We start from the raw sequence: 17,580 nt of genomic DNA on the forward strand, positions 1-17,580 counted from the left end.
TAGTTTGATTTTTGCTCAATTACACGTTTATTGTATTTTTGCACCCTGTATTTTGTAACTTTTTTCTGGTTTTTACGACCTAAAGAATAACTCTATTGATAGAATATGTCAAATTAAAAAACACAAACTCAATGAAATTTCTCTTCCCATTTATTTTTCTGATATTATACGTACAAGTTAGTCTCGGACAAATAAGAAATAAATATTTAATATCTTTTGATAATGCTGCGCATCATGAAGCGACAGTAAACATTACTTTTCCTAACCTTCCTGGCAATACAGTTTCATTACATATGAGCAGAACATCTCCTGGAAGATATGCGCTACACGAATTTTCTAAGAACATATATAACCTAAAGATTACAAATAGTAAAGGAAAAGAAGTTGATGTAGTAAAACCTAACCTGCATCAATGGGATATTGCCAACCATGATGGTACCGTTAATGTATCATATACCCTATTTGCAAATAGAGGAGACGGGACATATCCTATTATCGACGAAACGCATGCTATCATTAATAACCCGGCTACATTTATGTTTTCCTCTGATACTGAAGATCGCCCGATAGAAATTACATATCAATTAAGAGAAGATCTTCAGTGGAAAATTGCTACGCAAATGAGATCGGCTGGAGGCACTATTTTTCTGGCTGACAACTTACAAGATTTTATGGATAGCCCAGCATTGCTAGGAAATTTTACAATTACACAACATGAAGTAACATCAGGAAACGAAAAATACAACATTAAATTTGCATTGCAACATAATGGTACCGAAGAAGAAACTGATGCATTCTTTGATCAAATAAAAAAAATAGTAGATGTGCAAAAAGAAGTATTCGGTGGGTATCCTAGTTTTGATCAAAATGAATACACTTTCTTGGCTAGTTTTATGCCGCAAGTAGCTAGAGATGGTATGGAGCATCGCAATTCTACTGTGATTACTAATCCCAAAAGTATTGCTGATGGTGGTATGAGAGACAATATTAGCACCTTTGCACATGAATTTTTTCATGCATGGAATGTGGAGCGTATTCGTCCAGAATCACTAGAGCCTTTTGATTTTAGTAAAGCCAATGTTTCTGGAGAATTATGGTTTGCCGAAGGGTTTACAAGTTACTATACAGGAGTTACTTTATGTCGTGCAGGTATTATCACTCTGGATGAATATATTTCTGACATAACCCAAACTTATAATAAAGTATGGACTTCAGCTGGTCTTAAGAACTTTAATGTTATAGAAATGAGTAAAAAGGCTCCATTTGTAGATGCAGCAAAAACCATTGATCCTGTTAACAAAAAGAACACTTTTGTATCTTACTATTCTTACGGAAATATGCTTGGATTGGCCTTAGATTTGTCTCTAAGAAACTATAAAGATGACCTTAATCTCGATGATTTCATGAAACTATTTTGGACTAAATATGGTAAAACAGAAATCCCATATACGCTTAAGAAAATACAGGTAACGCTTCAAGAGTATGCCGGAGACTCTTTTGCAAACGATTTCTTCGAAAACCATATCTACAATAGTCAAGTTCCTGATTTCAAAAAATTATTAAGCCTTATGGGACTTACACTTATATCTGATAGGACTCCCTATATTGGCGCCGAGGTTGAGTTTACAAAAAAAGGATTGGCCAGAATATCAGAATATACAAGTCAAGGAACTCCTGCATATGAAGCTGGTTTAGAAAAAGAAGATTTAATCATTTCTATTGACAACAAATCTTTTTCTGACATTGAACAGTATAATGAAGTTGTTAAAAAAACAATACCAGGTAGAAAAGTTGAAGTAAAATTCAAAAGGCATGGTGTCGATCGTAGTACCTTTGTAAAAATAGATGAAACCCCTTTCAGAGAAATCATACGAGCTTCTAAAGAAAGTGAAAAAGCAGTATCGAAACGTTTTAAATGGTTAGGAGTAAAATAATACCAAAGAAACAGATAGAAGAAACCCTTCAAGATTCTGAAAAAACAAATAAGGCTGAACGAAATGTTCAGCCTTATTTGTTTTTTTTTATTAGGGCTTAATTGCCTTGCCTACGAGATCAGATCAACGTCTCAAAGCGTCCAGATATCTATTCGCCTTTTCTAGTTCTTCGTTTACACGATCTAATTCATCCTCGTACTCTGTTAGTTGCGCATCTACTTCATCGAACTCCCTTAGTTTTGTTTTATATGCTTGCAAATCGACAAAAGATTTAACAATACTATTATACATATCATAACGATAAGTAGAATCCTCCTTAGGAATAGATTTTTGCAAATCAACAATTTTAGAATTGATAAGAGCGTTTATGTATTGAAGATTTTGTCCCGGAATATCTAATGAATCTAATAAAGAGCGTATTCCTGACATTTCTCCAGAGAATTTTTTCTGAAACTCCATCTCCTTTTCTATTCCCACAGATTGTTCTCTTAAAACTGCATTTTCTTTAAGTGGCACTGTATTGTAATCAAAAAATATCGTCACAACTATCAATACAACGGTAAAAATAAACAACAGTGAAAATTTTAATATACTGTTTCTTCTTTCTTTACTATTCTTAGGTTTCATTTTGGTTATTTACGAATTATTAATAATTGATATTTAGTCTAGTAGAAAACTTCGTCTGTTTTTTACATCTGGTTTGGCAATCACTTCTTCCTTTACAAAGATATTAGAATCCGATTTCTTGCCAATATAATCTAATTCATTTAATTTCTTAAACAAAGAAAGCATGAGTTTAGTAAAACCTGAGACATTATCTAAGGATTTATTGATATCGGTATGTTGGTATTCTAGCTCTATCATCTCTATCAAGATATTTTCGAAAGCACCTTGGTTAAGATCGCACCAGTCAGACAAATAATTAAGTAACTCTTCTTTTCCTGTACCAACATAAATATCCATGTTATTCTTAATAACACGTGCAAGAGACATTAATTTAGTAATCATTACCACAGGAGGTGCATATCGATCATTATGCCTGTAATCAGGTAACATTCCGCCTAGATATTGTAGCACGTTTTGAGATATTGTAAGAACCATTCTAGCCAAATCATTCGATTGTTTCTTCTGGTATACCTTCTGAATTATATTCATAGAATACTTCTCTATTGCATTAAAGAAGGTTCCTATCTCAGAATATATATAAACTAAATCCTGATGACTCTGAATAGAGGTACACGGAGGAATAAAATCCTCTGCCAAAGAAGGTACTCCTGAATCAAAAACAATTTTACCTATAGTAATAAAATGCGCCCCGAATTCTTCTTGATTTACTTCTGATTTACTTACCACGGTAAGTGAATATTCTGAAAGAACATAAGGATGTCTGGGTGGCTCTTCCTCTGGCACAGCATCTCCTATTGGTGTTCTACCAAACGGATTTACACTTAAAACTATATAACACTCTTCATCTTCTTGACCATTAATACTATAATCAGCTTTAATAATATTACCTCGTTTTTCTAAAACGGAAGAAATCTCTGGTGTAATATCAATTAAGCAGCCTCCTCTAGTTATTGCTCTACATTTGGTGAGTTCTATATTGATTGTTTCCTGACCATCCATAGATAACCTTATAGTAACCGCCTCCTCTGTGTTAGTACTAGGCAACAAACCGTAGTTTATCGAATTGACATTTTGAGTGCTTATATTTTGAGCAAATTGGGTAAGTGCATTTTCGGTATCAATAAAATGATTTTTACTGATTTTCATTCCATCAACCCAATTAACCCGGTGGTGATTTTTAGTATTCAACTTCATAAGTATTAAAATAAACCGGTTCTTGTATATTGTACAGTGATATATTCTATACAATTATTTTTCTTATTCCTAAAAATTTCTATTTCTTTAATTACCAGACTCTTTCCTTTTATTTTATTACAAAAATCTAAGAAAGTCATCTTTTTATTCTTTGCGGTCATAGGCATCTGTAAGTTATCACACAAATAAGCACTAAAATCCTTTGCAGAAGCTTTTTTCTTAGACACATCCATCAATTTAGCTTTAAAGGCACTATCCTTAATATCTGGAGCCCTAAACTCTTCTTTGGGTCGGTCATTAATAATAACTTCAGATGGAGCGTACTTAATAACAGAGGTCGCTTCTACTGATTGTACTCTATTTCTTTTTGGTGTTTTTTTCTTTACTTTTTTAGAAGGGAGTACTTCTATTTTTTTCTTAATTCCATATCTAGGATCTCCATTCACTACCAAAGTAATAGTTTTGAGTCCTGTAGATTCGTATACATAGGTTGGATTCTTCTTTTTAGAATTGATTTCTGCTGTTTCTCCAAATCTCCATTCCCATTTTACCGCTTCTTTCGTTTTATCCTTTAATCGTAACGTATCTCCTACTTTTATTGAAGCCGGAAGATCAAAGTTCGCTATTCGGGTAGAGTCTAAAACAAAGGCCTTTTCTTTGATTACTATGGTTTTCTCTCCTTCGCATCGATCATTTACTAATAATCGTACTGTATATTCCCCAGGTTTTTCAAAAGTATGAAAAGGAGCAGCTCCCAAATCTACTTTAGAACTATCACCAAAATCCCATTTTCTTTTTATAGCACCCAAAGTATTATCCTTGAATCTAATAATGTCTCCCGCCCTATAGTTTTTAGAATTTGCTTCAAAATCAACAATCTCACAAGGTTTATGATTTACAAATTTAAATGCAAAAACTGTTGCTGTAACTAACATAGTAATGACAAAAAATAATACGATGCTTTTGTCAATATGTGTGCTTTTTAGTCCGTCAGATGTTTCCATTACTGTTTTTATTTTTCAAAATATATTAATTCAATATTGTTATATAATACGGAAAAATATTGAGTGATTGTTCTTCCAATATAGATAAAATATTACTTTTTATAGAACTCCATTCTAGTTCTGATGTTTTCACCCCTTTACTTGCAGTCATAACTACCTCTAAAGAAGGCACTAATCCTTTATTTGCTTCAATATCTGTTCTAAACGTTTTTCTAACGTTTACATTTTCTATCTTATTATTACAAAGCTCAAAGCAAAGTGCTTTTATATCCTCTTTGGTAACAATTCTATTTCTAGACAACAATGCACGTCGGTAAGCATACAATCGTTCCTCCATAGACAAGTTATTTTTACCTTGAAAAGTAGGAGTAAGAAATATACTTTCTTTTGGTTTTATATCACCTCCTTTATATACTTGCAAAGCACTTCCTGATTTTATCTGATTTGCCTCTTCTCCATTGGTTGTCCAATAATCGATCAAAAGTGTATCTCTATTCTTATAGGGCTTTACAGAAACATAATTAGTCTCTGCATCTAATTTATTCATATCAGAAACTTTTTTCTCTAAAGCTGCTATATTTTGATTAAGTTCATTTATGTTAGATTGCAAAAAATCATTTCCAAACACAGAAAAAGCTGCGCTTTCATCTTTTAGCAATTCTATTAAATGAACTAAATATTCTTTTGCTTTTCGTGAATCTAGCTTCCCTATATTATCTTTCCTAACAACAAAAGTTCCTTTTTTATCTTGTTCAGCATCATTCTCTCTTAGCTTATATGATTTCCCGTCAGTATTGCTAACGGTTCTTATATCCAAAAATAGATTCATTGTACTTAATGGCACGATATCAATGTAATCCTTAAGTTGATACGATACACTTTCTAGCTTACGGTTAAGTACCGGAAAAGCATTGAAAGAAGCGTATACTCCTTTTAGCAGTGCTGTATCAATCACTCTCGGAAAAACAATTTTTATCCAGGAAAGTGCTCCCAATTCATCGTAATCATCAAGACTTATAAATTTAGTGAATTCTGACGGAATTTCAGCTTTATCACCAAGTGAAATATCCGTTTTTATGGTTATAAAATGTTTCTCATACGTTTTCTTAACCTGATTCTCTATATTCCTTGTTTTGCTCGGTTTTAGAGAAAATAAAGATTCTAGGTTTTTGCGATCCGCAACTTCACTATCATAATATCCCGAAGACACATCTAATAATTGATCTCCTAGATAGAAGGTTGCATTTTTAAGATGGTGATAAAAAAGATCTTTATCCTGAACATCTAATAATTCGAAAAACATAGAGGCATCTTTCAAAGAAATATTCTCTTGTTCTGTCTTAATCCCCAAATATAATGTTGATGCTGGTAAAGATGCATTACCAATAGTTGCAAAATCTATATCATTTTTAGCTTTCCCTTCAATTTCATATCCATCTTTACCACATAAAACATGACTAATCTTCCCTCCTATCAATTTATAATCCTGTGCCGGAGAAAAGAAAATATCCTTTAATTCGCGTTGAGCTCCGTTTGTTTTTATTCTTTTTTTGTGATAGAATAAATGTTCTGGCGTAATAATCGTTTTACGCCCACTAGGTTCTGCATAAGCAATACCATGCGCTGGTCGTGCACCATATAATGTCTCTGGTGTCATCAATTGTATTAACCTTTCGGTTACACGGGACTGAGAGTTATTAATCTCTCCAGATATTTTGGCAATTTCTGAAGCACAAGAACTAATTAACAAGGCTACCACTGGATCAAAAGAACTCTCTATCTCATTCGGAGAAACTCCCCAAAGAGACGCCGCCTTCTTGATCATTCGGTTCTTTATCTGTATTTTATTTTCTAAACTCATATTATTAATAAGAAAGTGGTGCTATATAAAAACGTTCTAAGTATGAAAAAGGCTCATTCGTTTGCCGAATAATCCCTTTTATCTTAATATCTACACGTTTTTTTACTCTATTGTTATTTTGTCCTTCTCTAAATTCATCTTGCCTTATTATTACTTCGGTGGTTACTCTTTTCAATCTTTTTTCCTGAGAAGTTATATTATCTACTAAAGATTCAGAAACTATATCCCTCAATCTATTAGTACTTGTAAGGTTATCAAAATCAACATTCCATATAGAACAACCAAAGGTTTCATCAAAAGTACACTCACCTAAATATGAAGTCGTAATTAGATGAATAAAGTGTATGATAGACTGCTGTATACTACATTGGTCAATATCAATATTCTTAACTATCTTATTTGTTTGCAATGGCAAACTATAGTATGATGTAATCATAAAAAAACGGGTTTCTAAAAGTAGAAGTGCAATTTAATAAAGATTTTAATTACAATTGGTCAATATGTAAAGAAACTACAATCTAAAATAGATAGATTAACAAAGGATAATACTAGAAATGGCAAAAAAAATCAAGAGAAGTTTTTATATTTGTAAAAAAAGTTAATGATGGGATTTTTATTCAGGATATGTATTCTTGTGTTCGTACTATTTGGAATGTCTAATTGTAAGACGACAGTGGCACCTGTAGTTGAAGAAGAAAAGGAAGAACAAGATGAAATCCTGCCTATCCAGAAAAAATACGGAGCTATTCTTGGTATAATTCCAGAAAAGGTTGAAAACATCGCCCTTTATAATTTTATTGACAGTTGGATGGAAACACCATATAAAATGGGAGGAGAAAATAGAAAAGGAATAGACTGTTCTTTTTTTGCACAGTTTCTTTATCATGATGTCTACAATAATTTAATTGAGCGTACCGCCGAAAAACAATATATGGCACCTAGTACAGATAAGTTTATAGGTCAGGAATATCTTAAAGAAGGAGATCTTTTGTTTTTTAATACTAGAGGTTCACAACATCATCCTATAAGTCACGTTGGCATATATCTAGGCCATAATCAATTTGTTCATTCTACTTCAAGAAAAAGTAGTTCAGGTAGAAATGGCGTTCAAATAAGTAATTTTACAGATCGTCATTGGCAAAAAATGTTTGTTGCCGCAGGAAGAAAAGCAAAAAACACAAATAACATAACACAAGATAATTAACATCGCATTTCTAGAGGTATTCGATAATGAAAAACGAAGAAGTACAGAAAATTTATAACGAACTTATTTCAACCTACAAAAATCTTAAAGCCGAAGTTTTTGTTACTGAAATTCTCGAAAACTCAAATCTTGATTTTGAAGATATTGACATATACAACAAAAGTACTTTTTCTAGATCTTTTAGAAGAGATGTTATCAATTTTAGTGTAGATTCATATTCTAACAAAGAAGATAAACTACAATTTAATCTTGCACGTAACGGAATGTATGATTCTTTGCCCGAAGGAGTTTTTCATGAACCCATAAAATCGAAGAGTCAACTATCCTACAAAGAAATTAGACAAAAAAACCGAAAGGAAGAAAAATCTGCTCGTTCATTTTTTAGTCCTATTGAAAACGAGTTTTTTGTACAAAAAGTAAAAATAGAGAAAAATGAACGTGTTCTTATCGACAAATTCACGAATCTTAAAAATAATTTCTTATTAGATTTTTGGGGACTCAATAAAAACATGCCCGAAGAATATAATGTAAAGCTATTGCAGCTACTCCCATTTGCTCAAACCATTGCAGGAAACGAAAAACTAATTGCAATTAGTCTCGAAAAAATATTAGGGGAGAAAGTAACCATAAAAAGAACCGTAAGAAAACAAGTAAAACATACAGAAGAGATATCAGACAATAGATTAGGTGTTGACTTAGTTCTCGCACTAAACGAAACACAATTCTCTTATCCAGTTTTTGATATTACAGTAGGCCCTATAAAAGCTAAAAACACAGATAAATTTTTAGAAAATGGTGTTGCTAAGCAATTTATTAGTATCTTTTGCGACTATTTTATCCCAGTAGAAATAGATACTAAACTTAATGTAACATATTCAAAAGAAGAAAGTGCCTTTGTATTAAACGAAACTAACCACCCTAGAGTAGGTCTAACAACGACAATATGAATATGAATATGATTTTATTAGCAACCCTTAATGCTGATTTTTTAAAATTAGGGATTATTTTATTAGCCGTAAGCGCCATTTTAATGAGCTTTGTGTCCGGGCTAAAAAAATTATTCACAAAAAACAAGAAGAAATTCTTTTTATACATTCTAGTTACGTTATTGTTATTTGGACTAGTAGGATTATTAAGTAATGAAAAAGTACTAGATAATCTACCCTTAAATAATTTCATTAGTTTTCAGGTACTATTTTTAGTTTTGGGCATCCTACATGTGCTTGGATTACGCAAGTTCTTTCCTGACTTGTCTGAAAAAACTACGGATTTTTGGACAGAATTTTTATATACCATTGTTACTACCTTTTTAGGCTTAGTTGCTTTTATGTTTGTTGTTGGTATTTATAAACCAGAATACACTTATGTTTTCACAGCGGCATCTATCACATTTATTATACCATTTATGGTAGTAAAATTATATGAATTTGCTATTTCAGTACCTGTCAAAATATATAAAAAATGGATGTACCCTATTAACAAAAAAATTAAGGACCCTAAAAGTGATGAACTAGCTAACCCTTTGGTTATTTCCTTTGAGTTTAACAAGGGAAAAAATCTTGATCAAATTAGCAATTTCAGATTAAAAGCTCCCGAAAAAATGGAATTCGGAAAACTGTTTTATTTCTTTATCAATGATTATAATGAGCGTCATCCAGAAGAAGAAATACAATTCCTTGACAGACAAAACAATCCATTTGGGTGGATATTTTATACCAAACCAAGTTGGTTTCGCGGGCAAAAACATATTGATTTTACCAGAACAGTAGAAGCTAACAATATTAAAGAAGATGATGTGATAATTTGCAGAAGAGCTTAATTATTCGTTAAATTTTTATTAAAAAGAGAATTTTAGCATTTATGTTAAAATTCTCTTTTTTTTGGATTAATACCTTAATTAAAACTTTTTGTTAAATTCAATGTAATCTTTTTCTCTCACTAAGATTTTTAAGACTAAAAAATATTAACATACATTATAATAATTTTAAATAAAAACGGTTATATTTATACCGTGCAAGTCACGTTTATTATACTTATTTATTATTATTATTATTAATTTCAAAATTATTTATTATGTCTTTTAAAGCAAAATTAAAAGTAGATGGAAATGAGTACAATGTACTTTTTTCTAGTTATTCATTAAGTCAGGAAACTGATGCTACAGGTCGTCCTTCTTCTGTAACTAGAGGAGGAATGGTTACAATCAAAGTTGAATCTACATCAGATTCTAAATTATCAGATTGGATGTTCAACAACTTCGAAATGAAAAGTGGATCAATTGCGTATTTGAAAAGAGATACCGACGCTACATCGAAAGAACTTAAATTTACAGATGCATACGCTGTAAAATATAATGAAACATTTGATTCTACTGGGAAAGAGCCAATGGTAGAAACTATTACAATATCTGCCAGAGAAATTTCTGTTAAAGATGGAGTTCATACCAATGAATGGGTATAAACTCTGTTAACATAAAAATATGAAAAAGGGAGTGTGAAAACACTCCCTTTACTTACTAACCAAAACCTATTGAATCTAACAATAAATTAGTGCTTTTTTTATTATAATAAAAAACAACCTAATAATTATTGAGTTGATATACACGGGTCACTTATAGTTATAAATCGTAAACATTTTCCCCACACTATCAAACAATTAAAAGCATTTTTTATTTAGGTGTTTTTAGTTTATAACTTTAATTCTAAGAACTATGTCGTTTGAAGCGAAATTACATATAGAAGATCAGGAAATTACTGTACTACACTGTCGATTTAATTTTAGAAAATCTATAGATGCAAAAGGTCAACCTGTAGAAAGTATGAGAGGTGGGCAAATTTCTCTAAAAATTGAAGCTACCAATAAAATAGATTTTATTAGTTGGATGAAATCCAGTAATCAATTAAAAAGTGGTAAAATCGTATTTCATAAGCGAGATAATATGGGAAGTATGACTACCGTAGAATTTTCGGATGCTCATTGTATTGATTACGAAAAAGAGTTTAATGCTATTGATGCTAATCCTTTTGTCACCCGATTTGTAATGTCTGTTAAAGATATAAGCGAAAACGGATCTGCCTTTGAGAATGATTGGTCGTAAAGTTAGCAATCTAATTTATTGACATACTCTAGCTTACTTACTAAGAAAGGGATTTAAGATGTAGGTAAATGTACTGAACGCTACAATACACTATGCATATAGAATTATCACAAAATTTTTAATGCGTGAAAAAGCAATCTATACTTATTGTTTTGCTTTTCTATGGATTTATTCTCTTTGGACAAAAGAAAATGAATCGATTAGCAGACTCAAATATATTTTTTACGCACACTAATATTGATAATACTAATAGAATTAACTATTCGCATATTGGAGTACGCGAATTACTAAAGGATACAATAATCAACAATAAATCCTTTAAGAAATATCAGAAAAGTACATTTCGAGAATTTAAAAAAAATAAAATACACAATGTGTATTTTGAAAGCTTTAGAGATAGTTGTTATGAAAAAATGAATAACAATTTAGAGCCAATTCACAAGATAAACATCAGAGCCAACAACGAACAGACAGGAATACTTTTCGGTAAAAAAGGAACTATTGAAATGGTATTTGATACTATCGATGACGGAACCAAAAAAATAATACGATACAAAAGTTCTCCAAGAATATTTTTTCTTAAAAGTGAACCAAACAAGTACATACGAGTGAGACCAGATCTTAAAGTCATAGAAATAGAAACCAGCGGGAGTAATCAAACTACTCATATGCTAGGATCACTATTTACCAAACTTTCTGATGGAATTAAAAACACTAAACCTATATCTAACTACACTGATCTTAGTATTGGAGACGAAATACAGCTGGTCTATAAAAACATCAAATCGAATCAAAAAACAGGAGAAATCACATATGTAAATTCAAAACTAATTTCTTCAACATATATAAAAGATACCACTACAAATAAAGGTAAAAAGATATATCTAGAAACAATACAATATTCATATCTAACCGAGCGAACAAATAAAAAAATCATATCCGTTGTTGTTACCCCTTCAGGATTAGTATATAATGATCATTTTTATGCGTTTAAAAAATACAATCCGGATTTTAGAATTTCGGACACCCCCGAATCCCACATTCTTTGTCAAGGATACACGAATGATACATTGGGAGATACTTTATTTCCGCGAATTATCACATACAATTCATCCTCGCATTTTGGTCAATATCAGCTGTTGCCCTATTTCCCTATTCCTATTTTTTATACGCTCAATCAAGATATAGAAATTACCTATATAAAAAAACATGGAAAAGAGTTTGGAAACAAAAGAAAAACAGAAAATTCTGGCGGTACAAATATATCTTTTGATAGTATTGATAGCACTCCAATTTTTGAAGTAATATCTTTTGATCGTTTGTCCAACAATAGGTGTGAAATTACCTATAGTCTAAATGAGACTGCAACAATAAAATGGATCTTACGCTCAAAAAAAAATATAGATCCTATAGAACTCGTAATAGAAGAAAAAAATACAGGAATTAATACGCAATCATTACAAATAGATGAGGTTACCTATAATGACGAATTTGATATTGCAGTGGTGCTTTATTGGAAAGAAGGACGAATTTATCAAAAAATTAATTTTTAAGTCAAACTAATGAAACTAATACAATAGTACATTTGAAGTATATAAGAAACATAGCTATTTGGTATATAATCTTTGGTGCATTAGCAATAATAAGCTTTGTGGCATTTAAGATAGGAGTTCTGTTTTTTTTATTAGGATTAGTTTTATTAGCCATCCTATTGATACTGCATATTTCGAACTCAACTATAAGTCAAGTAAAAATCCCCATACTGAGCACACAAATTTCTAAAGTATTTTTTGGATTACTTCCAATATTGTTCACCTTTTTTTCGTTCTGGTTTATACAACGAGATTATAATCAAACACTTATTATACCCGAAGCATATGAAGGTGTCATTATTGTAGAGTATGGACAAAAAGATGGGCAATCAAAAAAATGGAATTGGGGATTTTTGGGTATCGGAGCTTCAAGAGAAATTACAATTGGTACTAAAGGGTATGCAAAAACACAATTTAGTATGAATACCACTGAACATTTTCCGTTACTCGGGAGTTCGAATAGAGCCACCAACACAGGAATGACTATCCTCTCTGAAAATGGAAAAGAGTTCCCTATAGATAACTTGCAAACAACTTCTTTTGATGACCTAAAAAAGATATCAGAAAATATAAATACAAACACTCCAATTTTGTATCTTTCTGAGTATAGTATGCCTCCTTTAGTAGTTGGAATACTAACAAAACCATCAGAATACTCTAAATACTTTCTTTCTGACAAAGAAATAACCGATATTCATGGTAGTGCATATACAGATATGAATATGCTAAAGCCTATGTATAAAAAAAACATTTGGAAAACCTATAACCTGAAATAGCAGTAATATGAAACCAATAGATATCAAATTTCAATGTTATATACCTAAAGGAATAGGGAAACCGCTTTTAACTTATTTTGAAAACAACCCTCTGTTTAGACCTGAGCGCATGACCAATTATGCTTGGTTTAAAAATAAACTTGAAGAGTATAGCGGAAAAGGATATTTATGGTTCCCAGAACCAGATATTGGAGAACCATTGGGACGATATGCATCTACTGATGACAGTTATTTTCATGATAGCGATCACACAGAGCATACTATTCGTATTGGAGTGCATGCAACCATACACCCAGCAAGTATTGGTTCTTTAGAAAAAACGAGCCCTAATGCCCTTTTTAATCACCCATTACATCATTATAAAGATCAATCTTGGGAAAAGAAGGCTCAACAACATTCTAATATGACCAAATTAGTAATTGCAAAAATTCGTCCAATTGTAGGGCCTAGAAGTCCATTATCAGGTATCCCTCTAAAACCTGTAAACAAATACGAAGGTATTTTTGAGTTCAGTCAAAAACGAGGTGTTGAACCCTCTTTAAAACCGAAAATAAAAGACTATCAAGCAATTACTACAATAAGTGCTCCAGGTACACGTATCCCAAATGATGCATCTATTATCAATGTAAAAGGGGCTGGTGGCTATCCTTTTCTTGAACCCTTTGCACCAGACATAGATTTTGATGTTACCATTCAAGTGAAACTAAATAAATATAGTAAATACATACAGGTATCCGTAAGCGGAGAACACAATTATTTCCCTGCTTATGAATGTATAATCAATAATCAGGTGGTTTATAGTTTTCTACCAGAAGATTCTGGACCTGGTATGATTAATTTGAACTCAAGTAAGACCTTTAGTACCAAAACCGTTTGGATAAAACTTACAGATGCTCAAATCAAAAATATGCAAAGAAACCCTAATCAACTATTTAATCGCTTACAACCGTTAGTTGATCAGAAGAAATAAAAAAATTATATTGTAGGAGATATTTACAACAAATAAATACTAAAATCATGGCAGTACAGGCAACAACGTCACTTTTTATAGGAAGCAAAAAGATCACGAATTTTAAGTCTTACACATTGGACCAGTTCATAAATGATCATCACATTCTGGAAGTCATATGCCGAATGGATGTGCTGGATCAGTTAGAAGAATCCCTCGCAAATTCTTCTAAAAACTTTCTGGGACAATCTATTTCTTTAGAAGTTATTTCTGATAATTTGTTTGAAAACTATAAGCCTTTACAATTTACAGGAGTAGTGGTAAAAATTGCCAGTAGAAAAGGTATGAATGATAGAAATGAAGTAGTTATTACTGCATATAGCCCTACTATAATAGCCGATGATGGTCCGCACTACGCTTCCTATTGCGACACATCTCTTGATGACATAGTAAGCACAAGTTTTCAAGAATATGATCAGTCTAAATTAAAAACAACAATTCAGGCACAGAATACGGGGCCAATATTGTACTCAGTTCAGCATAACGAAAGTAACTGGCAATATATATCACGTCTTGCTAGACAATATGGTGAGTGGCTATATTATAACGGGCAGAATATGATTTTTGGTACCCCAGAGGACACAGATGAACTTGTGATGACACAAGGAAAAGATTTATATTCTTTTGCGATAGAATTGATCCCGTTACCCAACAGGTTTAACTTTTTTACAGGTGATTATACTGCCGATACGACGCATGAAAAGAGAACGGATGATGTATCAACTGGCGCTAATGGTTATAATAGTTTTGCCAGTAATGTAAGTCAGGGATTATATGCCAAAGAAACCCGCGTATGGGTAAATCAAGTAGACAGCCAACAGCAAAGATCTCAGTTAGACCAACAAGTCGAATTACGAAAAAAAGCTATCGAGCAACAACAATTTTCTGTAGAAGGAGAAAGTAATAATCCCGGAGTACGTGTAGGGCAAAAAATTAATATTACAACAGAAGGTTTAAGTGAAGGAAATTATAGAGTAACCAAAGTAAGACATTTTAACACTTCGAATGGTAATTATCAAAATACATTCGAGGCAGTCAGTACACAACTTGATGTTTTTCCGGATACGAACCTTATGGCACACCCAAAAAGTGATTCTCAAATAGCTATTGTAACAGATAATGCAGATCCAGAAGGGTTAAGTAGAATCAAAGTACAATTTGCTTGGCAACAAGAAGACGGAGAAATGACCTCTTGGCTACGTATGCTTACCCCCCACTCTGGTGGCGAAAAAGGATTTCATTTTATCCCAGAGATTGGCGAGGAAGTACTCGTTGGTTTTGAAGGAGGAAATGCCGAAAGGCCTTATGTAATGGGTGCTTTGTACAATGGTAGTAAAAAAGCAGGAGAATGGCAGAGCGGAAATAATGACGTAAAAGCTATTAGAACACGAAGTGGTCATACGATTGAATTGAATGATGCTAATGGTGCTGAATTTATAACCATTACCGATAAAAATAGTAACACTATACATATTGATACTGCTAATAATAATATAGAAGTTACTGCTTTAGAAAACATGACATTCAATGCAAAAAACATTAGAATAAGTGCCGAAGAAAATATAGAAGTATCAGCAGGTAACGATTTTACCAAAAGTGTCGGTGAAAATTATAACGTTATTACTAAAAATAAGAATGTAATTGTAGAAGAAACTCTTTCTTTAAATTCAGCAAAGCAAGAAAATGTATCTGATGATATTACATTAAGCAGTAATAAAGAAGATTTAACGCTAGCTTCAGGAAAGACTGTCGATGTACAAAGTACTGAAAAGGTAAAACTTTTTTAATCTTTACCAATAAATACTGAATTTAGTTTTTGAATATATATGGAAGAAAAGGAGATAATTGATAAGACAACATCTTTGGTTGATTACCAATTAACCCAAAATTTAAGTGGTTTATATGCTAACTATGGTTGCCAAATTATTTTTGAAGATGCTTTAGGTAAAAATGAAGTTAGATATAAACTTACTATTAAATATATAGAACAAGTAACTGAATTCACGCATCGTTTTCGAGTTGAAAGGGCGAATGAAATATACATTAATGATCAACCACCTGATACATTTATTGATGAATTAGCGTATGAAACCAGTAAAAATATTTACCCGATAGAACTTCTAGTAAATCACGATGGTTCTTTACTAGATATTTTAAATCATGAACATGTGGTTTCTAGATGGCCTGAAGAAAAGAAAAGAATAAAAAAGTATTATAAAGGTACCATGGTCGACAGGTATCTTACATTGCATGAAAAGACAATACTCAATCATGAGAAATTTTTAAAAAGTTTAAAAAAAGATTGGTTTATCAATCTATACTTTTCAAAAATATACATCAATTATTCTGATGAATATTTTGTTTTCAATAAAAAACTCTACCCAACAGCGGGTAAGGCAGCAGATATTGAATATGAAGTCAAAGAATCCATAACTGGGTATGATGATTCAAACACTGAAGAGTATTTAATAAAAATTGAAGGAAATATTAATGATAAAAGGTGTGCCTTGGATATCGAACAACACTTGGATTATCCTTTTTATAAGGCTATGGATAGCAATGAAAAAGATCTAAAAGGCACCTGTAACATAACCTATATGGTTACGAAGACAACTGGAACTTTAGAAGGTTTTGAAGCTTTTTTTGATACTAAATTTGAGGAACCCAAAAAAGTTACAGTCAAAATGTATTTATTAGAACATCTTGAAGAAGAAATTAGCACTCATACAGAAGAAAAATCTTCTGAAGGTTTTTGGGGCAAATTCTTTAAAAAAATAACTAAGTAAGAGATATGAGTCAAAAACACGCCGTTGTACAAGGAGCAAAATGCAAATGTCAATTTGGAGATGTTCCTGATACCTTACAAGTACTATCGAATACAAAAATCTATGCCAATGATAGCCAAGGTTCTCAAAAACTAATTGCTACCACAATGGAAATTGGCGGAGCGACATTTCAGGCAAATACTTTTGGACAGTGCAAAATGCAACCCACAGGAAGTAGTTTTAAACCATGTCAAATTGTAATTACTAAATGGGATGGAGCTTATGAAGAAACCATGTTGAGTAATGGTAGTCAAGTACTATTAGAAGACAGCAAAGCTACCTGTCCTATCGGAGGAAGTCCTTGTATTAGTATCATTGATCATGGACAATCAACAGAAGGTTCTGCTGGCAGTGAACAAAATTCTAATGCCGGAGTTCAATCACAAGTAAACCCAATGGTGGACCTTGGAGATATGGAAGAAATTAAAATGGAAGTTAATGTAACAGCAATATAGAA

At 32.0% G+C, this 17,580-nt stretch carries 17 protein-coding genes; 12 read left to right on the top strand and 5 right to left on the bottom strand.

Annotation, left to right across the window (positions count from 1 at the left end; genetic code table 11):
- The first annotated feature begins 131 nt into the window (after positions 1–131).
- Positions 132–1,934, top strand: coding sequence for a M61 family metallopeptidase (locus tag DZ60_RS0101675; RefSeq protein WP_025739928.1), 1,803 nt, complete (start codon positions 132–134; stop codon positions 1,932–1,934).
- A 123-nt stretch (positions 1,935–2,057) separates the two neighbouring features.
- Here DZ60_RS0101675 and tssO read toward each other — a convergent pair whose 3' ends face one another.
- The 5 genes from tssO to DZ60_RS0101705 are packed head-to-tail and all read right to left on the bottom strand — an operon-like array spanning position 2,058 to position 7,056.
- Positions 2,058–2,561: a type VI secretion system TssO gene (gene tssO, locus DZ60_RS0101685; protein ID WP_025739930.1), complete on the bottom strand. Its 504-nt coding sequence runs from the start codon at positions 2,559–2,561 to the stop codon at positions 2,058–2,060.
- Between the two features lie 33 nt (positions 2,562–2,594).
- The gene (locus DZ60_RS0101690) at positions 2,595–3,707 is read right to left on the bottom strand and encodes a hypothetical protein (protein WP_241448698.1); all 1,113 of its coding nucleotides are present in this window, start codon (positions 3,705–3,707) and stop codon (positions 2,595–2,597) included.
- 53 nt (positions 3,708–3,760) lie between these two features.
- Complete coding sequence (locus tag DZ60_RS0101695) at positions 3,761–4,759, bottom strand: PKD domain-containing protein (protein ID WP_025739934.1); 999 nt, start codon at positions 4,757–4,759, stop codon at positions 3,761–3,763.
- 25 nt (positions 4,760–4,784) lie between these two features.
- A complete protein-coding gene (locus DZ60_RS0101700) occupies positions 4,785–6,620 on the bottom strand; it encodes a type VI secretion system baseplate subunit TssF (RefSeq protein WP_025739935.1) in 1,836 nt (611 codons plus the stop codon).
- Positions 6,621–6,624: 4 nt separating this feature from the next.
- The gene (locus DZ60_RS0101705; RefSeq protein WP_025739937.1) at positions 6,625–7,056 is read right to left on the bottom strand and encodes a GPW/gp25 family protein; all 432 of its coding nucleotides are present in this window, start codon (positions 7,054–7,056) and stop codon (positions 6,625–6,627) included.
- A gap of 168 nt (positions 7,057–7,224) precedes the next feature.
- Between DZ60_RS0101705 and DZ60_RS22250 the strand changes: the two genes are divergently transcribed.
- The 11 genes from DZ60_RS22250 (at position 7,225) to DZ60_RS0101760 (ending at position 17,578) form a co-directional block, all read left to right on the top strand.
- Entirely contained in the window at positions 7,225–7,824 is a 600-nt protein-coding gene (locus DZ60_RS22250; protein ID WP_025739939.1) for a C40 family peptidase, read from the top strand.
- 26 nt (positions 7,825–7,850) lie between these two features.
- Entirely contained in the window at positions 7,851–8,771 is a 921-nt protein-coding gene (locus tag DZ60_RS0101715) for a hypothetical protein (protein WP_025739941.1), read from the top strand.
- Complete coding sequence (locus DZ60_RS0101720; protein ID WP_025739943.1) at positions 8,768–9,643, top strand: TssN family type VI secretion system protein; 876 nt, start codon at positions 8,768–8,770, stop codon at positions 9,641–9,643. The genes DZ60_RS0101715 and DZ60_RS0101720 overlap by 4 nt, the downstream gene beginning before the upstream one ends.
- Before the next feature lie 254 nt (positions 9,644–9,897).
- The gene (gene tssD, locus DZ60_RS0101725; protein ID WP_025739945.1) at positions 9,898–10,284 is read left to right on the top strand and encodes a type VI secretion system tube protein TssD; all 387 of its coding nucleotides are present in this window, start codon (positions 9,898–9,900) and stop codon (positions 10,282–10,284) included.
- A 250-nt stretch (positions 10,285–10,534) separates the two neighbouring features.
- Positions 10,535–10,921: a type VI secretion system tube protein TssD gene (gene tssD / locus DZ60_RS0101730; protein WP_025739947.1), complete on the top strand. Its 387-nt coding sequence runs from the start codon at positions 10,535–10,537 to the stop codon at positions 10,919–10,921.
- 125 nt (positions 10,922–11,046) lie between these two features.
- Positions 11,047–12,474, top strand: a complete 1,428-nt coding sequence (locus DZ60_RS0101735; protein ID WP_025739949.1) for a hypothetical protein — start codon at positions 11,047–11,049, stop codon at positions 12,472–12,474.
- A 98-nt stretch (positions 12,475–12,572) separates the two neighbouring features.
- Complete coding sequence (locus DZ60_RS0101740; protein ID WP_152537338.1) at positions 12,573–13,289, top strand: hypothetical protein; 717 nt, start codon at positions 12,573–12,575, stop codon at positions 13,287–13,289.
- 7 nt (positions 13,290–13,296) lie between these two features.
- On the top strand, positions 13,297–14,259 hold the full coding sequence (locus DZ60_RS0101745) for a hypothetical protein (RefSeq protein ID WP_025739953.1): 963 nt from the start codon (positions 13,297–13,299) through the stop codon (positions 14,257–14,259).
- A gap of 47 nt (positions 14,260–14,306) precedes the next feature.
- Positions 14,307–16,085 carry a type VI secretion system Vgr family protein gene (locus DZ60_RS0101750; protein ID WP_034228330.1) on the top strand — a complete coding sequence of 593 codons (1,779 nt, stop codon included), beginning with the start codon at positions 14,307–14,309 and terminating at the stop codon, positions 16,083–16,085.
- Positions 16,086–16,124: 39 nt separating this feature from the next.
- Positions 16,125–17,084, top strand: a complete 960-nt coding sequence (locus tag DZ60_RS0101755) for a hypothetical protein (protein ID WP_025739957.1) — start codon at positions 16,125–16,127, stop codon at positions 17,082–17,084.
- A 5-nt stretch (positions 17,085–17,089) separates the two neighbouring features.
- The gene (locus DZ60_RS0101760) at positions 17,090–17,578 is read left to right on the top strand and encodes a DUF4280 domain-containing protein (protein WP_025739959.1); all 489 of its coding nucleotides are present in this window, start codon (positions 17,090–17,092) and stop codon (positions 17,576–17,578) included.
- Positions 17,579–17,580 lie beyond the last annotated feature (2 nt).

The organism is Aquimarina pacifica (genome assembly GCF_000520955.1).
Lineage (GTDB): Bacteria > Bacteroidota > Bacteroidia > Flavobacteriales > Flavobacteriaceae > Aquimarina > Aquimarina pacifica.

Excerpts from the sequence above, each read along its gene's own strand:
- DZ60_RS0101675 (WP_025739928.1), top strand. The coding sequence starts at position 132 with ATGAAATTTCTCTTCCCATTTATTTTTCTGATATTATACGTACAAGTT.
- tssO (WP_025739930.1), bottom strand. The coding sequence starts at position 2,561 with ATGAAACCTAAGAATAGTAAAGAAAGAAGAAACAGTATATTAAAATTT.
- DZ60_RS0101690 (WP_241448698.1), bottom strand. The coding sequence starts at position 3,707 with ATGAAAATCAGTAAAAATCATTTTATTGATACCGAAAATGCACTTACC.
- DZ60_RS0101695 (WP_025739934.1), bottom strand. The coding sequence starts at position 4,759 with ATGGAAACATCTGACGGACTAAAAAGCACACATATTGACAAAAGCATC.
- DZ60_RS0101700 (WP_025739935.1), bottom strand. The coding sequence starts at position 6,620 with ATGAGTTTAGAAAATAAAATACAGATAAAGAACCGAATGATCAAGAAG.
- DZ60_RS0101705 (WP_025739937.1), bottom strand. The coding sequence starts at position 7,056 with ATGATTACATCATACTATAGTTTGCCATTGCAAACAAATAAGATAGTT.
- DZ60_RS22250 (WP_025739939.1), top strand. The coding sequence starts at position 7,225 with ATGGGATTTTTATTCAGGATATGTATTCTTGTGTTCGTACTATTTGGA.
- DZ60_RS0101715 (WP_025739941.1), top strand. The coding sequence starts at position 7,851 with ATGAAAAACGAAGAAGTACAGAAAATTTATAACGAACTTATTTCAACC.
- DZ60_RS0101720 (WP_025739943.1), top strand. The coding sequence starts at position 8,768 with ATGAATATGAATATGATTTTATTAGCAACCCTTAATGCTGATTTTTTA.
- tssD (WP_025739945.1), top strand. The coding sequence starts at position 9,898 with ATGTCTTTTAAAGCAAAATTAAAAGTAGATGGAAATGAGTACAATGTA.
- tssD (WP_025739947.1), top strand. The coding sequence starts at position 10,535 with ATGTCGTTTGAAGCGAAATTACATATAGAAGATCAGGAAATTACTGTA.
- DZ60_RS0101745 (WP_025739953.1), top strand. The coding sequence starts at position 13,297 with ATGAAACCAATAGATATCAAATTTCAATGTTATATACCTAAAGGAATA.
- DZ60_RS0101750 (WP_034228330.1), top strand. The coding sequence starts at position 14,307 with ATGGCAGTACAGGCAACAACGTCACTTTTTATAGGAAGCAAAAAGATC.
- DZ60_RS0101755 (WP_025739957.1), top strand. The coding sequence starts at position 16,125 with ATGGAAGAAAAGGAGATAATTGATAAGACAACATCTTTGGTTGATTAC.
- DZ60_RS0101760 (WP_025739959.1), top strand. The coding sequence starts at position 17,090 with ATGAGTCAAAAACACGCCGTTGTACAAGGAGCAAAATGCAAATGTCAA.